Source organism: Arthrobacter koreensis (assembly GCF_009193255.1).
Lineage (GTDB): Bacteria > Actinomycetota > Actinomycetes > Actinomycetales > Micrococcaceae > Arthrobacter_B > Arthrobacter_B koreensis.
Map to the genome: position 1 here is coordinate 135,841 of NZ_WACG01000007.1, position 18,110 is coordinate 153,950.

Genomic DNA, 18,110 nt, shown 5'->3' on the forward strand with positions numbered 1-18,110 from the left:
ACTTTGTTGTGCTCTGTGATGGGCCCTGCTGCACCCGCAGCGGAAGCCCGCAGCAAATAGACGGTTCGTGCCTGGCTCGGTGCGGACCGAGACAGGAGAAATGTGGCCAAGGTCCGCGTACACGAGCTCGCCAAAGAGCTCGGCATTACCTCGAAGGACGCAGTCGCAAAACTGCAGGAACTGGGCGAATTCGTCCGGTCGGCGTCTTCAACCATTGAAGCGCCCGTAGTCAAGAAGCTCCGCGGGGCATTCCCTGACGCAGCGTCCAAGCCGGCGGCAAAGCCGGAAACTTCCGCTCCCCGCCCGGCTGCCCCGGCACCGGCAGCTCCCGCTGCGAAGCCTGCAGCAGAAGCTCCGGCCCCGGCTGCAGAGAAGCCCGCTGCTCCCGCACCGGCTGCCCCGTCCGCCCCCGCGGCGCCTGCTCCGGCGCCGAAGGCTGAGAGCAAGCCCGCGGCCCCGGCACCCGCCCCGGCTCCCAAAACCGAGGAAAAGCCCGCGGCCCCGGCCGCACCGGCTGAGTCCTCGTCAGCACCGCGTCCGGGTGCTCCCCGGCCCGGAGCTTCCGGACCGCGCCCCGGCAACAACCCGTTTGCAACGTCCCAGGGCATGCCGCGTCCCCGCGGCCGCGGCGAAGGCAGCGGCCAGGGCGGTCCCCGTCCGGGCAACAACCCGTTTGCAACGTCCCAGGGCATGCCCCGTCCGGGCCAGCGCCGTGACGAGTCCGAGCGCACCGGAACTCCCGGCGCAGCAGGTCCCCGTCCGGCAGCCGGCGCAGGCGGCCCCCGCCCCGGCGCACCCCGCCCGGGTGCACCGCGTCCCGGCGCTCCCCGTCCGGGTGCACCGCGTCCCGGCGGCGCCGGCGGAAACCGTCCCACCCCGGGCATGATGCCCAACCGCACTGAGCGGCCCGCAGCCCCGGCACGTCCGGGCGCAGGCGGACCCCGCCGCGGTCCCGGCGGTGCGCCGGGAACCGGTGGCGGTCCCGTTGGCGGCGGCTTCGGCAAGGGCGGCCGCGGACGCGGCGGCACTGCCGGTGCTTTCGGCAAGGGCGGCGCAGGACGCGGCAAGCAGCGCAAGTCGAAGCGGGCAAAGCGGCAGGAACTGGAGCAGATGTCAGCTCCGTCGCTCGGCGGTGTTTCGGTACCCCGCGGCGACGGCAACACTGTTGTCCGGCTCCGCCGCGGCGCGTCCATCACGGACTTCGCTGACAAGATTGAGGCAAACCCGGCAGCTCTGGTTACCGTGCTGTTCCACCTCGGTGAAATGGCAACGGCCACCCAGTCACTGGACGAAGAGACGTTCGGCGTACTTGGTGAAGAACTGGGCTACAAGATCCAGGTTGTCTCGCCCGAAGACGAAGAGCGCGAGCTGCTTTCCAGCTTCGACATCGACTTTGAGGCCGAGCTGGAAGCCGAAGGCGACGACGAACTCGAGGCACGTCCTCCGGTAGTCACCGTCATGGGCCACGTGGACCACGGTAAGACCCGCCTGCTGGACGCCATCCGCAACACGAAGGTTGTTGAAGGCGAAGCCGGCGGCATTACCCAGCACATCGGTGCCTACCAGATTGCCTTCGAACACGAAGGCACCGAGCGGGCCATCACCTTCATCGATACCCCGGGCCACGAGGCGTTCACCGCCATGCGTGCCCGTGGTGCGAAGGTCACCGACATTGCTGTCCTGGTTGTCGCAGCGGACGACGGCGTTATGCCGCAGACCGTTGAAGCGCTCAACCACGCACAGGCAGCAAACGTGCCGATCGTGGTTGCCGTGAACAAGATCGACAAGGAAGGTGCCAACCCGGACAAGGTCCGCGGGCAGCTGACTGAGTACGGTCTGGTTCCGGAAGAATACGGTGGCGACACCATGTTCGTTGAGGTTTCGGCACGCCAGAACCTGAACATCGACGCGCTGCTCGAGGCCGTGCTGCTGACCGCAGACGCAGCCCTGGACATGCGTGCCAACCCGGACAAGGACGCTCGAGGCATCGCCATCGAAGCGAACCTGGATAAGGGCCGCGGCGCCGTCGCAACCGTCCTGGTCCAGTCCGGTACGCTGCGCGTCGGCGACACGATCGTTGCGGGCACTGCCCACGGCCGCGTTCGTGCCATGTTCGACGAGAACGGCGACGCCGTAACCGAAGCCGGACCGTCGCGTCCGGTCCAGGTCCTCGGCCTGTCCAACGTCCCGCGCGCCGGTGACACCTTCTTCGTGACCGATGACGAGCGCACCGCCCGCCAGATCGCCGAGAAGCGTGAAGCCGCAGACCGCAACGCCGCACTGGCGAAGCGCCGCAAGCGCATCAGCCTCGAGGACTTCGACCAGGCTGTCGCTGACGGCAAGGTCGATACCCTTAACCTCATCCTCAAGGGTGACGTTTCCGGTGCCGTGGAAGCCCTGGAAGACTCGCTGCTCAAGATCGACGTCGGAGACGGCGTGCAGCTGCGCGTTATCCACCGCGGCGTTGGTGCCATCACGCAGAACGACGTCAACCTGGCGACCGTGGACAACGCGATCATCATCGGCTTCAACGTCAAGCCTGCCGAGCGCGTGGCTGACCTGGCCGAGCGCGAAGGCGTGGACATGCGCTTCTACTCCGTCATCTACGCAGCAATCGATGACATTGAGCTGGCCCTCAAGGGCATGCTCAAGCCGGAGTACGAGGAAGTGCAGCTCGGTACCGCCGAGGTCCGCGAAGTCTTCCGCTCCTCCAAGTTCGGCAACATTGCCGGCTCGATCGTCCGCTCCGGAGTCATCCGGCGCAACGCCAAGGCGCGGGTCACCCGCGACGGCAAGATCATTGGCGAGAACCTCACCGTCGATTCGCTCAAGCGTTTCAAGGACGACGCCACCGAAGTCCGCACGGACTTCGAGTGTGGTATCGGTCTGGGGTCGTTCAACGACGTCAAGGAAGGCGACATCATCGAGACCTTCGAGATGCGCGAGAAGCCGCGGGTCTAGCACCCCGGCCAGGGGCCGCCGTCCGCGGTGGCCCCTGCCTGCGGGCCTGCCCGGCCCGCTCCGCCCCGGCCAGCGCGGCAGCCTGCGCTGGCCTGAGGCATTTCAGCGCTTGGCGGCGGCCCCTGGCGGCCGCCGACCGAGCGACCCAGATCTTTAGCTAAGGAGAGGTAATGGCAGATCCAGCACGCGCTGCGAAACTCGCTGACCGCATCAAGGTGGTAGTTGCCCAGGCGCTCGAGCGGCGGATCAAGGATCCCCGGCTGGGATTCGTGACCATCACCGATGCCCGCGTCACCAACGACCTGCAGCATGCCACTGTCTACTACACCGTTTTCGGTGACGAGGCACAGCAGGCAGACACGAAGGCCGCCCTGGATTCCGCCCGCGGGATCCTGCGTTCAGAAGTGGGCAAGAACATCACCGTCCGGCTGACTCCAACCCTGGAATTCGTTGCCGACGAGATTCCGGTGAATGCCAGCCACCTGGAAGAACTGATCCGGGAAGCCAAGAAGCGTGACGAGGAACTCGCTGCGCTGAAGCAGGGTGCCGCCTACGCCGGCGACGCCGATCCCTACCGCAGGGATGACGACGACGACGAAGAGGACCTGCAGGACACACCGGCGGAGGACTCGGACGCCCGCAGCTAAGGTTCCCCAGGCGCTCAACCACAAAAGGTGCGGCACCCCGTCTTGGGGTGCCGCTCTTTTTGCTTGCCGGTTTTAGCCCACGCCCGGCGCGGGGAGCCGCGACACCCCGGACACCAGCTCGGCGCGTCCGCCGCAGAGTGCTATCCGGATCCAGCCCTCACCGATGGACCCGAACGCGGTACCCGGCGCAACCGCCACGCCTTCCTCCGACAGGAAGCGACCGGCCCAGTTCCTGATATTGCCGCCGGAAGCGTGTGAAAGGTCCGCCCAGAGGTAGAACGCGCCCTGCGCAGCCAGATAGGGAATTCCCTTGGAATCCAGGATGGCCGACGCCGCATCCCGGTTCCCGCGGTAATGCGCTGCGGCCTCCTGTACGTAGTCCTGCGGGCCGGTCAGCGCAGCCAGCGCAGCGTACTGGGAGGGGGAAGCGACGCAGGAGACGATCGACTCCATGACCGTGCTCAGCTGTGCCTCCAGACCCGCGGGCGTTACGAGGGCGCCCACCCGCAGTCCGGTCAGCCCGTATGTCTTTGACAGGGTGTACGAGGCGATGACCCGTTCCCCGCCGCCGTCGAAAGCCAGCGGGGAAACGTGCGGAACGTCGTAGGTGAACGCTTCGTAGCACTCGTCGGAGAGGATCCAGAGGTTCCGGCGCCGGGCCAGGGCCACCAGGTCCCGGGTCAGCTCCGGGCTGAAGACGGCCCCGAGCGGATTGGACGGTGAATTCACCAGCAGCACCCGGGTACGGGGCGTGATCCTCGCCTCAATGTCTTCGATCCGCGGCTGGAACCCGTTCTCCGGATGCAGGGGATACTCGACCGGCTCCGCGTGCAGCAGCCGCGCCGTCATGGCGAAGGTAGGGTAACCGGGATTGGGGATGAGGATTTCGTCCCCGGCATCCAGCAGCATGCTCATGGCCAGGTGCAGTCCCTGCTGGGCGCCGGATGTCACGAACACACGGGACGGGTCAACCGGGGTGCCCATCTGGGCCGCGACCCGCTCCGCGAACGCGGTGCGAAGCGGCGAGATGCCCGCGTTCGGGGTGTATCCGGTCTCGTCACGGGCCAGCGTGTCCTGTGCAGCCTGCAGCACATGCTCCGGCGTCGGGAACCCCGGTTCACCGATGCTGAGCACTACCGCATTGGGGGTGGCCCAGGCTGCCTGTGTTATTTCACGGATCTGGTTCGGGTCTACGGAACGCACATGGGCGGCGAGCTGCGACATAACCGCATGCTACAGCCGGGTTCACGCGCCGTCCCGGAGGCCGGGCCGGAGCAGGGAACGGAACCGGGCAGCGGAGTTTGGGCCCCGGCACCGCGCATATACTGAAAGGCGTGAATTCCGGGCAGGTCCGTTCAGGACTGATTATTGTGGACAAACCGCAGGGATGGACCAGCCACGATGTGGTGGGCCGCCTGCGCAGGCTCGCCGGGACCAGGAAGGTCGGCCATGCCGGAACCCTTGATCCCATGGCAACGGGTGTGCTGGTGGTGGGCATCAATAAGGCCACCCGCCTGCTGACCTACATTGTGGGCACATCCAAGACGTACCAAGCCACTATCCGGCTGGGCCAGTCCACGGTTACCGACGACGCCGAAGGCGAGATTACGGCCGAAACCATAGCCGCGGCGGTAACGGACGAAGACATCCGCAGCGCCGTGAAGGCCCTCACCGGGGACATCCAGCAGGTTCCCAGCAGCGTCAGCGCCATCAAGGTGGGCGGAGAACGCTCCTACGCCCGGGTGCGCGCCGGCGGAGAGGTGAACCTTCCGGCCCGGCCCGTGACGGTCTCCCGCTTCGAGGTCCACGACATCCGCCGCGAGCACGGAGGCAAGCTGCGCGACGTCGACGTGACGGTGGAGTGCTCCTCCGGAACGTACATCCGTGCGCTGGCACGGGATCTTGGCGCCGCCCTCGGAGTTGGGGGCCACCTCACCGCCCTGCGCCGAACCTCCGTGGGGCCGTACTTCGAAGGCCAGGCTTCAACCCTGGACCAGCTCGCCGAAGACCTCCGGCTCCTGGACCTCAACGATGCGGCCCGCGCCCTCTTCCCGGTGCGTGAGCTGACCGAAGGCGAAGCCGCCGACCTCTCCCACGGCCGCCGCATCCCGGCCTCCGGGACGCCGGCAGGGGAGGATGCACCAGTTGCAGCCTTCGCCCCGGACGGAGAACTGATCGGCCTGCTCGCGGACAAGGGAGACACTGCAAAGGCACTTCTCGTCTTTGCTCCCGGAAACGAAAGGTCCTAAGTGGTCATCGACCCCCTGTTCATTGTCGGCACGATCGTCTGCCTGGTCTCCACCGTGCTGTGCATCGGTGCGGCAGTGCTGCGCCACGGTCCGAACGATCTCACGATCCTCTCCGTCGCCGCCGTCGAGCTGTTCCTGATTATTTACGCCGTCGCCGCCGTCATCCGGCAGACCGGAGGTGAAACCCTCAACGGTCCGGCCTGGGAGTTCTGGGGTTACCTCTTTACCGCCGCGGTGATTCCGATCGGCGCCGTCTGGTGGTCGCTCATGGACCGGTCCAGGTGGAGCAACCTGGTCCTGGGCGCCGTTGGCATCACCGTGTTCGTTATGTTGTTCCGAATGGAACAGATTTGGGATGGAGTGCCGCTGGCATGAAAAAACTGATCAAGCCGCGTCCTGAGGCGGCATCCGCCGGACCGACCTCCCGCAACGCGGGCCCGGGACGGCTCATCGTGGCCGTCTACGGTGTCTTCGCGCTGGCCGCCACGGCCCGCGCCGCCTTCCAGATTGCCACCAAGTTCGATGAAGCGCCGGTGGCGTACCTGCTCTCCGCGTTCGCCGCCGTCGTCTACATCGTGGCCACCGTTTCGCTGGCCCGGGCCGGAGAGACCTCCTACAAGATCTCCGTGGTGGCCGTGAGCGTCGAAATGCTCGGCGTCCTTTTCGTCGGATTCTTTGGCCTGCTGGACCCGGCCGCGCTGCCTGATGACACCGTGTGGTCCGGCTTCGGCATGGGCTACGGGTTCGTGCCGCTGATCCTTCCGATCATCGGCCTCTGGTGGCTGTACCGGCACCGGGGCAGCAAACGCGCCTAGCCGCAGCGGGGTTTTTGTGCGCTGCCGGGCGTGAGACGATGTGGAAAACCGTGCCGTAACGGGCGCGGTGCCAAACCCAGCAGAGGGCAGGACCATGAGCATTCCAACATCCGGGCCGGAAGAGAACACCCGAGGCGCCGCAGGAACCCCGCGTCCGCCGGCCAGGCAGTCTTTCCCAGTCCAGGCCGCCGGTGCGGGCCCCGAAGCGGAGAACCGTCCGGAGGACGGTTCCACCGGCCGGAAGGGCAGGCTCCGCGTCCGCGAGGGGAACGCCGAACCCAAGAAGGAGAAGCCCGGCGCTTCCTGGAAGAGCACCGATGACTGGGGCGTTTTCCGGGCCGTGGTAATCGCTGTTGGCGTGGTCATCGCGGCGATTGGCGGCTACTACCTGATCACCGGCACAGCGGGCGTGGCCGAGACCGGCGGGGGACAGGTCAATGCCTCGCTGGAGAGCCAGTTCCGTTTCTTCTCCGCCATGATGGTGGGCGTCGGAGCAGCGTTCGTCGCTATCGCCATCAAGTTCCAATGGGCCAACATGCTGTGGCTGGTCTGCCTCATGGTGTTCCTGGGCGGGATCGGCCGGGTGCTGTCCTGGGCGTTCTCCGGCACTCCGCACTTCACCCTGATTATCCTGATGGTCGTTGAACTCGCGTTCCCGCCGGCGCTTCTGGTCTGGCACCGGTTCATCCTCAAGACCAGTGAGCTGCGGCGCGAAATCCACCATGGAGCCGGCGCCGCCAGCGCCGACAGCGGAGCGGGTGCGTAACCGGCACCGCTTATCCGCCATAATGGATGAAGCCTTCCGCCGGCAAAGCTGCGGCCGGAAGGATTCATGGATGACTGTCCGCTGGTAAGGAGCACGGGTGTATTACTGGAATGACCTTGCGGAGGTGCCGTCCGACCTTGGTCCGACAGTAGTGACAATCGGGAACTTCGACGGCGTTCACCTTGGCCACCAGCACGTGCTGTCTAAGCTGGTCAAAACTTCGCGTGACCGCGGCGCATCCGCCGTCGCGCTCTCCTTCGATCCGCACCCCGCAGCCGTGCACCGGCCGGAAAGCGCGCCGGTCCTGATCATGGGCCCGGCAGACCGCACCGAGGCGCTGGCTGAAACCGGACTCGACGGCCTGCTGATGGTGCACTACGACCTGGACCTCGCTTCCCTCAGTGCCGAGGAGTTCGTCCGTACGTTCCTCGCCGAGGGACTGCACGCCGTGGCAGTTGTGCTGGGCCATGATGCCCGGTTCGGACGGGGAAACACCGGCGACCTGGACACCATGCGCGAGCTCGGAGCCGAAATGGGATTCGATGTCATCGCGGTGGATGACCTCGATGCCCTTCCCGACGGCCCGGGTGACACGCCCGGACGCCGCTGCTCCTCCACCTGGATCCGTGAAGCCCTGGCATCCGGTGACGTCCGCACGGCAGCCCGCCTGCTGGGCCGCACCCACCGCATGCGCGGCACCGTAGTGCATGGAGCTGCCCGCGGACGGGAACTCGGTTTCCCCACCGCCAACCTCGCTCCCGAGTCCACCGGACTCATCCCGGCGGACGGCATCTACGCCGGCTGGCTGGTCGACTCGGCCGGTACCCGCTGGCCCGCCGCCATTTCCGTCGGATCGAACCCCACCTTCGACGGCGTCAGCCGCCAGGTGGAAGCACACGTCATCGACCGCCCGAAGGAGGCCGTGGAGGACTTCGACCTCTACGGGCAGGTCGTCGGCGTCGAATTCGTGGACCGGCTTCGGGGGATGGTTGCCTACACCGGACCGGAAGCGCTTATCGAGCAGATGCGCCTCGACGTCGCGCGGACCCGGGAAGTCCTTTCGACAGAAGGCACTGCGGACAGGTAAACTGGACCAAAATTCGGCTGCGGTCCGTGGCGGCTGAATTTCTTTGTGTCCGCGGCGTTTGCGCCGGACGGGCACAGGGTTCCCGGCAGCGAAGTGCTGATTCGGGCCTCACGGCACAACTGTAGGAGTTACATTGGCACTCGATCCCGCCGTCAAGCAGGCGATCATCAAGGAATTCGCACTCACCGAAGGTGACACCGGATCCCCTGAGGTTCAGGTTGCTGTCCTGTCCCGTCGTATTTCCGACCTGACGGAGCACCTGAAGACCCACAAGCACGACCACCACACCCGCCGCGGCCTGATGGCCCTGGTTGGTCGCCGTCGCCGCATGCTGGGTTACCTGCGCGAGACCGACATCACGCGTTACCGTGCGCTCATCGAGCGTCTCGGCCTGCGCCGCTAGTTCTGCTTGAAGGGCGGTTCCTGCGCACCTGCGCAGGGCCGCCCTTTAGCGCAGGGTACACAGACGGCAGACATGGACACCGGCAAGCTCCGGAAGCGCACCTGTCCGATGAGGTACCGCAGCAGTAAAGAAAAACACATACAGGAGTCAGCCAGCATCGCAGCATTCGCGGTCCTCGGTAGTGGTCTCCGGGAGAAAAGCCCGTGGACCTCGATCGAAGACCGGGTGTTGGGCACCTTTCCCGCCAGCCCGGCGGGAAGGACCCATGGGACGATGCTGGGTTGCCTCCGAATCAACAGAACGGAGGTGACTCTCTATGGAGGGTCCCGAAATCCAGTACTCAGAAGCAGTAATTGACAACGGCCGCTTCGGCAAGCGCGTTATCCGCTTCGAAACCGGACGCCTGGCCGCCCAGGCCGCAGGGTCCGCGATGGTCTACATCGACGAAGACACCGCCCTGCTCTCGGCCACGTCCGCCGGCAAGTCCCCGCGTGAAGGCTTCGACTTCTTCCCGCTGACCGTGGACGTCGAGGAGCGCATGTACGCTGCCGGCCGCATCCCGGGCTCGTTCTTCCGCCGTGAAGGCCGTCCGTCCACCGAAGCCATCCTGGCCTGCCGCCTGATGGACCGCCCGCTGCGCCCCGCATTCGTAAAGGGCCTGCGCAACGAGGTCCAGGTTGTGGTCACCGTTATGGCGATCAACCCGGACGTGCTCTACGACGTGGTTGCCATCAACGCATCCTCCATGTCCACTCAGCTTTCCGGCCTGCCGTTCTCCGGCCCGATTGGCGGCGTCCGTGTTGCCCTGGTCGAAGGCCAGTGGGTTGCCTTCCCGAAGCACTCCGAGCTGGAGCGCGCTGTGTTCTCCATGGTGGTTGCCGGACGCATCGCCGGTGACGACGTCGCCATCATGATGGTCGAGGCCGAAGCCACGGACAACGCCTGGAACCTCATCAAGGAAGAGGGCGCCACCGCCCCGACCGAAGAGGTTGTCGCTGAAGGCCTCGAGGCTGCCAAGCCGTTCATCAAGGCACTCTGCGACGCGCAGTCGGACCTGGCTGCACGCGCCGCCAAGCCGACCGTCGAATTCCCGCTCTTCCTGGACTACCAGGACGACGTCTACGAAGCCGTTGAGGCCGCTGCAGCCGCCAAGCTGGCAGAGGTCTTCGCGATCGCTGACAAGCAGGAGCGCGACGCCGCTTCCGACGCCCTCAAGGACGAAGTCAAGGCCGAACTGGCCGAGCGCTTCGAAGGCCGCGAAAACGAGGTTTCCGCAGCTTTCCGTTCCGTCACCAAGCAGGTTGTGCGCCAGCGCATCCTCAAGGAGCAGGTCCGCATCGACGGCCGCGGACTGACGGACATCCGCCAGCTGACCGCCGAGGTAGAGGTTCTGCCCCGCGTGCACGGTTCGGCGATCTTCGAGCGCGGCGAAACCCAGATCCTGGGCGTCACCACGCTGAACATGCTGAAGATGGAACAGCAGATCGACTCGCTGTCCCCGGTAACGCGCAAGCGCTACATGCACAACTACAACTTCCCGCCGTACTCCACCGGCGAGACCGGCCGTGTGGGTTCGCCCAAGCGGCGCGAAATCGGCCACGGTGCCCTGGCAGAGCGTGCGCTTATGCCGGTTCTGCCGTCGCGTGAAGAGTTCCCGTACGCCATCCGCCAGGTCTCCGAGGCACTGTCCTCCAACGGCTCCACCTCCATGGGCTCGGTCTGCGCTTCCACGCTGTCCATGCTCAACGCCGGTGTGCCGCTGAAGGCTCCGGTTGCCGGCATCGCCATGGGCCTGGTCTCCGACCAGGTTGACGGCGAGACCCGCTACGCCGCCCTGACCGACATCCTCGGCGCCGAAGATGCCTTCGGCGACATGGACTTCAAGGTGGCCGGTACTTCCGAGTTCGTCACTGCCATCCAGCTGGATACCAAGCTCGACGGCATTCCCGCCTCGGTCCTGGCCGCAGCCCTGAAGCAGGCCCGCGAAGCACGCCTGCACATCCTCGGTGTCATGGACGCCGCGATCGACACCCCGGACGAGCTCTCCGAGTTCGCGCCGCGGATCATCTCGGTGAAGATCCCCGTGGACAAGATCGGCGAGGTCATTGGCCCGAAGGGCAAGATGATCAACCAGATCCAGGAAGACACCGGCGCTGACATCTCCATCGAAGATGACGGCACGGTCCTGATCGGCGCCACGGACGGCACGTCCGCCGAGGCTGCCCGGGCCGCGATCAACGCGATCGCCAACCCGATGGTTCCCGAACTGGGCGAGCGTTACCTGGGCACGGTCGTGAAGACCACCACCTTTGGTGCCTTCATCTCCCTGACCCCGGGCAAGGACGGCCTGCTGCACATCTCCGAGCTGCGCAAGCTCTCGGGCGGCAAGCGCGTGGACAACGTTGATGACGTCGTTTCCGTGGGCCAGAAGATCCAGGTTGAAATCACCAAGATTGACGACCGCGGCAAGCTGTCGCTCTCGCCGGTTGTTGCTGATGACGACGCCGAGGGCGAAGCGGCTGCCGAGACAGCAGAGTAGATGCCTGAAAACACTGCAGACAGCCGTTCCGGCGCGGGATTCTCCCGCACCGGGACGGTTGTCCCATTTCCCCTGACATCCCGTGCGGGCGATCCGGTGCTCGAAATCGGTGACCCGGCCGGCGCCGTCGTCCGCCGTTCCGTTCTGCCCGGCGGCGTGCGCGTCCTGACCGAGTCGATGCCCGGCCAGCGAAGCGCCACGATAGGTTTCTGGGTGGGCGTTGGCAGCCGTGACGAGGCTGAGGGCCGCCACGGTTCCACGCATTTCCTGGAGCACCTGCTGTTCAAAGGCACGTCCCGGCGCAGCGCCATGGACATCGCCTCCGCATTCGACGAAGTGGGAGGAGAATCCAACGCCGCGACGGCGAAGGAGACCACCTGCTACTACGCACGTGTCCTGGACACTGACCTGCCAATGGCCATTGACGTCATCGCGGATATGGTGACGTCCGCCGTGCTGGACGCGGAGGAGCTGGAGCAGGAACGCGACGTCATCCTCGAGGAAATCGCGATGGATGCCGACGATCCGGCTGACCTGTGCCACGAGAAGTTCGCCGAGGCAGTCCTGGGCGACCACCCGCTGGGCCGTCCCATTGGCGGCACTCCGGAGGCGATCAAGGCCGTTCCGCGTGCAGCCGTGCTGGAGCATTACCACCGGCACTACCGCCCTGAGACCCTCGTGGTCACCGCAGCCGGCGGACTGGAACACGAGATTGTTGTTTCGCTGGTGCTTGATGCGCTCAAGCGTGCCGGCTGGGAACTGGACGAGGCCGCCGAACCGGCGCCGCGCAGGGACACCACGCCGGCGCAGATCACCGGCAGCGGCGGGGTGCACGTCATCAACCGTCCGGTGGAACAGGCCAACATCGTGGTGGGCTGCCCCTCACTGACCGCGAAGGACAGCCGCCGGTTCGCCATGAGCGTGCTGAACACCATCCTGGGCGGAGGCATGTCCTCCCGGCTGTTCCAGGAGATCCGGGAAAAGCGGGGACTGGTCTACTCGACCTACTCCTTCTCAGCGTCCTACACCGACGCCGGGTACTTCGGCATGTACGCGGGCTGCTCCCCGACGAAGACCCGGCAGGTCATCGACCTGCTGCAGTCCGAGCTTGGGCGCCTCGCCGCGGACGGCGTCGCGCCGGAGGAACTGGCCAGGGCCCTGGGGCAGATCTCCGGGGGACTGGTGCTGGGCATGGAGGATACCGGTTCCCGGATGTCCCGCCTGGGCAGCGCCGAGCTGGTCCGCGGCGAATACGTGGACATCGAAGAGTCGCTGGCCCGGATTCGTGCAGTTACTGCCGAACAGGTCCAGGAGCTGGCCGCGGAACTGGCAGCAGCCCCGCGCACCATCACCGTGGTGGGTCCCTTCAGCTCTCCGGCGGACCTCGGTTTCTAGCCTGCGTTTCTTTTATCGAGAGGCCAGTTACGGCTCGTTTCAGCCCTGAAACAAGCCGTAACTGGCCTCTCGTTTGTTATTGGGGGAGGGGCTAGCCGCCGGCGAAGGGTGGAAGGATGTCTACGGTGTCTTCGGGGGCCAGCAGCCGGGAATGGTCCCGCGCAGCGACCTCGTTGACCAGGAACGTGCTCCGTCCAATCACGGTCTGCAGGACCGGGGTTCCCTCCGGGGCGTCCGGATGCAGCGCGGCCAGCTTTTCCAGCAGTTCCCCGAGCTGGAGGGGACCGGCGTCGAGGGTTTCTTCTTCAATGCCTGCCGCTGCCTTCGCAGCGCCAAAATAGCGGATCAGCACTTAGCCACCTATCGCACTCATGGTTCTGTCGGGCTGCACATAGTCGGGTGCGCCGAGTCCGGCATGGTCCATGCCGTGGGCTTTGGGTTTGCCCCACATCGCCTCCTGCCAGCGGCGGGCGACGGCGGCGTCGTCTCCGGTGCTGCGCAGCAGGTCCAGGAGGTCGGTCTCTTCGTGGGAGAACAGGCAGCTGCGGACCTTGCCCTCCGCGGTGATGCGGGTGCGGCGGCAGTCGGCGCAGAACGGCTCGGTGACGGAGGCAATAATGCCTACGACGCCGGCAACCTCCTCCGGCGCGGACCGGCGCCGCACCTGCCAGCGTTCGGCCGGAGCGCCGTCGCGGTTCCGGGGATCAGGGGTCAGGATGAAATCTTCTTCCAGCCGGGCGCGGATCTCGGCGGCGGTGATCATGCCGTCCCGGGTCCACCCATGGTCAGCGTCCAGGGGCATCTGCTCGATGAAACGCAGTTCGAATCCGTGCTCAACGGCCCAGGCCAGCAGCCCGGGTGCTTCGGCGTCGTTGATGCCGCGCATCAGCACTGCATTGATTTTGATCAGGCCGAGCCCTACCCGGGCTGCCTCTTCCACTCCGGCGAGAACCCGGTCAAGAAAGGGCCGGCGGGTGAGCTGCGCAAAGGTGCCCGGATGCAGCGAATCCAGGGAGACATTGATCCGGCTCAATCCCGCTGCCTTCAGCGCCGCGGCCTTCTTGTCCAGGCCCAGGCCGTTTGTGGTCAGCGACACCGGGAGGTCTGGATGGTTCGCGCGGATGCCGGCCACGATGTCCACCAGGTCAGCGCGGACCAGTGGCTCGCCGCCGGTCAGGCGCAGTTCGCGCACGCCCAGCGAGTCGACGCCGATTCCCACCAGCCGGATGATCTCCCCGGCGCTGAGGACCTTGTCCTTGGGCAGCCAGTCCAGGCCTGAGGCCGGCATGCAGTAGGTGCAGCGCAGGTTGCATTTGTCGGTGAGGGAAAGGCGCATGTCCGTGGCACGGCGGTCGAAGCGGTCCACCAGGCCGTCCAACCGCGCCGGGGCACCGGATGCCCCCACGGCAGACGGTTGCCGTGCGATCGAGGGCATGCCCAGCTCAATTCCCATCCCCCGAGTGTAGGCCGTTTCACACGCCGTCTCTAGGAAGGCCTGGCAGGGCAGGGCAGCAACCCCCGCCCGGTCCTGCCATAATCGAGGAAACGCCGGTGCCCGCCGGCGCGGCGAGCCGCCTGCGGCAAAGGAGCTTGGATATGCCAGGAACCCGCTGGTTCTCCGCTGCGGCGGGAGCAGTGGCGGCCGGAATCGCGGCCGCGGCAGGCGAACTTGCCGCAGCCGCGCTCAGCCCCTCCCTCTCACCGGTCACTGCCGTGGGATCGGTAGTGGTGGATGCCGTTCCAGCCCCGGTCAAGGACTGGGCCATCGCCGTCTTCGGCACCTCGGACAAGACCGCGCTGCTGGCTGGCATGCTGCTCCTCATCCTGGGTCTGGGAGCACTCTGCGGCCTGCTGGAGTCCCGGCGGCCGCCGTGGGGATCCGTGCTCCTGGCCAGCTTCGGGATCCTTGGTGCCGCCGCAGTTCTCACACGCGCCCAGTTCAGCCCGCTCGCGCTGCTTCCTCCGCTTGTCGCCGGCCTTGCCGGCGTCCTGGTACTCCGCGGACTCACGGCGCGGATCCGCCGCTACGGGCAGTCCACCGAGACGGGAGCCCGACGACGGGACGTCCTGATCGCGGTTGGCGGGGGAGCCGCCGTGGCTGCGGTGGGCGGCGGCCTGGCCGCGGCAGCGCGCAGCTCGCAGGTGGCTGTGGATGACCTGCGCGCGAACCTGCAGCTTCCGGCACCCGTGCAGCCTGCGGCGGCCGTTCCTGCGGGTGCGGAATTGGGTGTTCCGGGCGCCGAACCACTGATCACTCCCAACCCGGACTTCTACCGCATCGATACCGCGTTGAGGGTGCCCCTGATTAACCCGGACAGCTGGCGGCTGCGCGTTACCGGGATGGTGGACCGGGAAGTCGAGATCTCCTACGCGGACCTGCTGGCCAAACCGCTGCAGGAGAGCTGGGTGACCCTTGCCTGCGTCTCCAACGAGGTGGGCGGATCGCTGATCGGCAACGCCAGATGGCTTGGCTGGCCGGTGCGGATCCTCCTCGCGGAAGCGGGCGTGCAGCCTGGGGCGGACATGGTGCTGTCGCGAAGCGAGGACGGCTGGACAGCCACCACGCCGCTCGAAGCGCTTACGGATCCGCGTGACTCACTGCTCGCTGTGGCCATGAACGGGGAGCCGCTGCCTCCCGAACACGGTTTTCCAGTGCGCCTCGTGGTTCCCGGACTGTACGGCTACGTATCGGCAACCAAGTGGGTGACGGAATTGACGGTTTCCCGCTTCGCGGACGAAACCTCGTACTGGACGGACCGAGGCTGGTCCGAACGCGGGCCCGTCAAGCTCTCCTCACGCATTGATACGCCCGCCAGGGGAGCGAAGGTCGCCGCCGGGAAAACCACGGTGGCGGGGGTGGCCTGGGCACAGCACACGGGCATCAGCGGCGTGGAGATCCGGGTGGACGACGGCGCCTGGCAGGACACGCGGCTGGCTGCCGGGATCTCGGCGGACACCTGGCGTCAGTTCGCGGCCGACGTCGACCTCCCGGAGGGCGAGCACACCCTCACGGTGCGGGCGATCGATGCCAAGGGCAACGTGCAGGACGAAGCGCAGCGTCCGGTGGTCCCGGACGGCGCAACCGGGCTGCACTCCATCCGCGTCACCGCGGGCTGAGCCGTGCCGGTCCGCTAGGGTCGGAGCATGGCGATCCACAAGCTCGGGGGCACGTACAACTTCAGGGACACCGGTGGCCTGCCACTGGCCGACGGCGGCACCACAGCCTGCGGGGTCCTTTACCGGTCCGACGCCATCAGCTCGCTGACGCCGACGGGCCTGGCAGACCTGGCCGGCTCCGGAATCCGGGTCATTATCGACTACCGCACACCAGCGGAGCAGAAGATGGCCCCGGACCGCCTCCCGGCAGCCAGGGAGGTGGAAAAGGTGGACCTCCCGCTGCTCGAAGGAGCATTCACCGGGATGGCCGGGGAGGCCATGCAGCGTGCGGCGGCGTCGGGTGATCCGGCAGCCGCACGGAAGGCAATGGAGGCAGCGCTTGAACGGCTGCCCACCCTCGGCCAGCTCTACATCGGGATGCTGGAGCACGGCGCCGCCAACTTCGCACGCACCGCTGGAGAGGTTGCGGCGGGGGAGGGCGCAGTGCTGATCCACTGCACCGCAGGCAAGGACCGCACCGGAGTCGCCGCGGCCCTGCTCCTGGACGCCGCCGGCGCCGACAGGGACGCCGTCGTGGCTGATTACGAACGCAGCGGGCAGGACCTGGCGGGAGAGTGGTCGGACCGGATGCTGGGAATGGTTGGGAGCATGGGCGTCCCGCTGACGGAACAGATAGTCACCCTGATTACGCGCGCGCCTGCGGAAGCCATCCAGTCCGCACTGGGCTGGGTCGAGGAGACCTATGGCTCCGCCGCCGCGTACCTCAGGGCCGGCGGGCTGACAGATACTGAGCTCACCCGGCTGCGTGCCCGCCTGCGGCAGCCGCGCGCCCAGGCATAGACTCATGCGCAAAAGAAAGACTGGATACGGGTGGGAAACGTGAGTGCAGGCAGCCGGGTGCATCCCGTGGCAGAACACCAGGACACCGTCCGTGCGCTGCTGGCAGACAGCCTGCAGCAGCGCGTCCAGCAGCGCAGCCTCGTCGAAGCAGCCGGACGCATCCTGGCCGGTGACGTCACCGCGCCGCGCAGCCTGCCGCCGTTCGCCAACTCGCAGATGGACGGTTACGCGGTAAGGTCCGCCGAGCTGGCCGGACCGGACGGGAGCACCGTCGAGCTGCAGGCAGCAGCGCCCATCCCCGCAGGTGCTGCGGCCCCCGCGCTGCGCCCGGGAACCGCGGCCCCCATCATGACCGGCGCCATGCTTCCGGCCGGAGCGGACGCCGTCGTCCCGATTGAACGTGCGCAGCCGGATTCCTTCTTCGATCCCGCAGACCTCGCCGGGGCCCGTGTGCTCCTGCCGCGCGGAGTCCCGGCAGGACAGTTTGTCCGGACAGCCGGCAGCGATATTCCCTCCGGAACCCGGGCACTTGCCGGGGGCACGCTGCTGGGACCGGCCCAGCTGGGCCTGCTGGCAGCCCTGGGTATTGCAGCCGTGCCGGTGCTGGCACCGGTGCGCGTGATGTTGCTGAGTACCGGGGACGAAGTAGTTGAACCGGGCCAGGACCTCGCTCCGGGACAGATCCACGACGCCAACACCACCCTCCTGGCGGCCAGCCTCCGCGACGCCGGAGCGGAAGTGGTCCGCTCCCGGATTCTCGCGGATTCCCCGGCGGACTTCAGGAGCGCCCTGCGCGATGAACTCTCATCCGGCAGGGCAGACCTTGTGGTGACCACCGGCGGCATCAGCAAGGGTGCCTATGAAGTAGTGCGGCTTGCGCTGGAAGCGGAGGGCGTCGAGTTCTTCCCGGTGGCGATGCAGCCGGGCGGCCCGCAGGGTGCCGGCCGGGTTGACGGCGTCCCGTTCCTCGCGTTTCCCGGCAACCCGGTCAGCGCGCTGGTCTCCTTCGAGGTCTTCCTGCGCCCCGCGCTGACGGCGCTCACCGGACTTCCCCGGCCCCGTCCCGCCCTCAGCGCGGTCCTGGACGAGACGGCGGACAGCCCCGAGGGAAAATTGCAGGTGCGGCGGGGACTCTTCCGCAACGGACGAGTGGGGATGGTCGGCGGGCCCGGCTCCCACCTGGTCCATGCCCTGGCCGAGTCCAACGCGCTCGTCCTCGTCCCGGAAGGCACCGGACGGGTAGAAGCCGGCTCGGAAGTGACAGTATGGCTCTTGGAGTAAGCCAACGCAC

At 67.0% G+C, this 18,110-nt stretch carries 16 protein-coding genes; 13 read left to right on the top strand and 3 right to left on the bottom strand.

Annotation, left to right across the window (positions count from 1 at the left end):
- Window positions 1-102: 102 nt before the first annotated feature.
- Both infB and rbfA read left to right on the top strand, forming a co-directional pair.
- The gene (gene infB / locus GD628_RS14665) at window positions 103-2,961 is read left to right on the top strand and encodes a translation initiation factor IF-2 (protein WP_152275229.1); all 2,859 of its coding nucleotides are present in this window, start codon (window positions 103-105) and stop codon (window positions 2,959-2,961) included.
- 170 nt (window positions 2,962-3,131) lie between these two features.
- A complete protein-coding gene (gene rbfA, locus GD628_RS14670; protein ID WP_091606192.1) occupies window positions 3,132-3,608 on the top strand; it encodes a 30S ribosome-binding factor RbfA in 477 nt (158 codons plus the stop codon).
- Window positions 3,609-3,680: 72 nt separating this feature from the next.
- Here rbfA and GD628_RS14675 read toward each other — a convergent pair whose 3' ends face one another.
- On the bottom strand, window positions 3,681-4,832 hold the full coding sequence (locus GD628_RS14675; RefSeq protein WP_091606189.1) for a pyridoxal phosphate-dependent aminotransferase: 1,152 nt from the start codon (window positions 4,830-4,832) through the stop codon (window positions 3,681-3,683).
- A 110-nt stretch (window positions 4,833-4,942) separates the two neighbouring features.
- On the opposite strand from GD628_RS14675, the gene truB reads away from it, so the two are divergent.
- From truB to GD628_RS14715, 8 genes are all read left to right on the top strand, one after another.
- Window positions 4,943-5,857 (top strand): tRNA pseudouridine(55) synthase TruB, encoded by a 915-nt coding sequence (gene truB / locus GD628_RS14680; RefSeq protein WP_152275230.1) that lies wholly within the window; start codon window positions 4,943-4,945, stop codon window positions 5,855-5,857.
- Window positions 5,858-6,232, top strand: coding sequence for a hypothetical protein (locus GD628_RS14685; RefSeq protein ID WP_091606187.1), 375 nt, complete (start codon window positions 5,858-5,860; stop codon window positions 6,230-6,232). It begins immediately after the preceding gene.
- A complete protein-coding gene (locus GD628_RS14690) occupies window positions 6,229-6,672 on the top strand; it encodes a hypothetical protein (RefSeq protein ID WP_091606184.1) in 444 nt (147 codons plus the stop codon). The genes GD628_RS14685 and GD628_RS14690 overlap by 4 nt, the downstream gene beginning before the upstream one ends.
- A gap of 94 nt (window positions 6,673-6,766) precedes the next feature.
- The gene (locus GD628_RS14695) at window positions 6,767-7,438 is read left to right on the top strand and encodes a DUF4345 domain-containing protein (RefSeq protein WP_091606180.1); all 672 of its coding nucleotides are present in this window, start codon (window positions 6,767-6,769) and stop codon (window positions 7,436-7,438) included.
- 97 nt (window positions 7,439-7,535) lie between these two features.
- Window positions 7,536-8,525, top strand: coding sequence for a bifunctional riboflavin kinase/FAD synthetase (locus GD628_RS14700; protein ID WP_152275231.1), 990 nt, complete (start codon window positions 7,536-7,538; stop codon window positions 8,523-8,525).
- Window positions 8,526-8,658: 133 nt separating this feature from the next.
- Window positions 8,659-8,928 carry a 30S ribosomal protein S15 gene (gene rpsO, locus GD628_RS14705; protein WP_055240444.1) on the top strand — a complete coding sequence of 90 codons (270 nt, stop codon included), beginning with the start codon at window positions 8,659-8,661 and terminating at the stop codon, window positions 8,926-8,928.
- A 316-nt stretch (window positions 8,929-9,244) separates the two neighbouring features.
- The gene (locus GD628_RS14710) at window positions 9,245-11,467 is read left to right on the top strand and encodes a polyribonucleotide nucleotidyltransferase (protein ID WP_091606175.1); all 2,223 of its coding nucleotides are present in this window, start codon (window positions 9,245-9,247) and stop codon (window positions 11,465-11,467) included.
- Window positions 11,468-12,862, top strand: a complete 1,395-nt coding sequence (locus tag GD628_RS14715; protein ID WP_152275232.1) for a M16 family metallopeptidase — start codon at window positions 11,468-11,470, stop codon at window positions 12,860-12,862.
- 91 nt (window positions 12,863-12,953) lie between these two features.
- On the opposite strand, the gene GD628_RS14720 is transcribed toward GD628_RS14715, so the two are convergent.
- Both GD628_RS14720 and moaA read right to left on the bottom strand, forming a co-directional pair.
- Window positions 12,954-13,214, bottom strand: a complete 261-nt coding sequence (locus tag GD628_RS14720; protein WP_091606170.1) for a MoaD/ThiS family protein — start codon at window positions 13,212-13,214, stop codon at window positions 12,954-12,956.
- The gene (gene moaA / locus GD628_RS14725; protein ID WP_152275233.1) at window positions 13,215-14,315 is read right to left on the bottom strand and encodes a GTP 3',8-cyclase MoaA; all 1,101 of its coding nucleotides are present in this window, start codon (window positions 14,313-14,315) and stop codon (window positions 13,215-13,217) included.
- Window positions 14,316-14,458: 143 nt separating this feature from the next.
- Here moaA and GD628_RS14730 point away from each other — a divergent pair, with 143 nt between their 5' ends.
- The 3 genes from GD628_RS14730 to GD628_RS14740 are packed head-to-tail and all read left to right on the top strand — an operon-like array spanning window position 14,459 to window position 18,100.
- Entirely contained in the window at window positions 14,459-15,979 is a 1,521-nt protein-coding gene (locus GD628_RS14730; protein ID WP_152275234.1) for a molybdopterin-dependent oxidoreductase, read from the top strand.
- Window positions 15,980-16,006: 27 nt separating this feature from the next.
- On the top strand, window positions 16,007-16,819 hold the full coding sequence (locus GD628_RS14735; protein ID WP_152275235.1) for a tyrosine-protein phosphatase: 813 nt from the start codon (window positions 16,007-16,009) through the stop codon (window positions 16,817-16,819).
- 39 nt (window positions 16,820-16,858) lie between these two features.
- The gene (locus GD628_RS14740) at window positions 16,859-18,100 is read left to right on the top strand and encodes a molybdopterin molybdotransferase MoeA (RefSeq protein WP_152275236.1); all 1,242 of its coding nucleotides are present in this window, start codon (window positions 16,859-16,861) and stop codon (window positions 18,098-18,100) included.
- Window positions 18,101-18,110: the final 10 nt, after the last annotated feature.

Excerpts from the sequence above, each read along its gene's own strand:
- rbfA (WP_091606192.1), top strand. The coding sequence starts at position 3,132 with ATGGCAGATCCAGCACGCGCTGCGAAACTCGCTGACCGCATCAAGGTG.
- GD628_RS14675 (WP_091606189.1), bottom strand. The coding sequence starts at position 4,832 with ATGTCGCAGCTCGCCGCCCATGTGCGTTCCGTAGACCCGAACCAGATC.
- GD628_RS14690 (WP_091606184.1), top strand. The coding sequence starts at position 6,229 with ATGAAAAAACTGATCAAGCCGCGTCCTGAGGCGGCATCCGCCGGACCG.
- GD628_RS14695 (WP_091606180.1), top strand. The coding sequence starts at position 6,767 with ATGAGCATTCCAACATCCGGGCCGGAAGAGAACACCCGAGGCGCCGCA.
- GD628_RS14710 (WP_091606175.1), top strand. The coding sequence starts at position 9,245 with ATGGAGGGTCCCGAAATCCAGTACTCAGAAGCAGTAATTGACAACGGC.
- GD628_RS14715 (WP_152275232.1), top strand. The coding sequence starts at position 11,468 with ATGCCTGAAAACACTGCAGACAGCCGTTCCGGCGCGGGATTCTCCCGC.
- moaA (WP_152275233.1), bottom strand. The coding sequence starts at position 14,315 with ATGGGAATTGAGCTGGGCATGCCCTCGATCGCACGGCAACCGTCTGCC.
- GD628_RS14730 (WP_152275234.1), top strand. The coding sequence starts at position 14,459 with ATGCCAGGAACCCGCTGGTTCTCCGCTGCGGCGGGAGCAGTGGCGGCC.
- GD628_RS14735 (WP_152275235.1), top strand. The coding sequence starts at position 16,007 with ATGGCGATCCACAAGCTCGGGGGCACGTACAACTTCAGGGACACCGGT.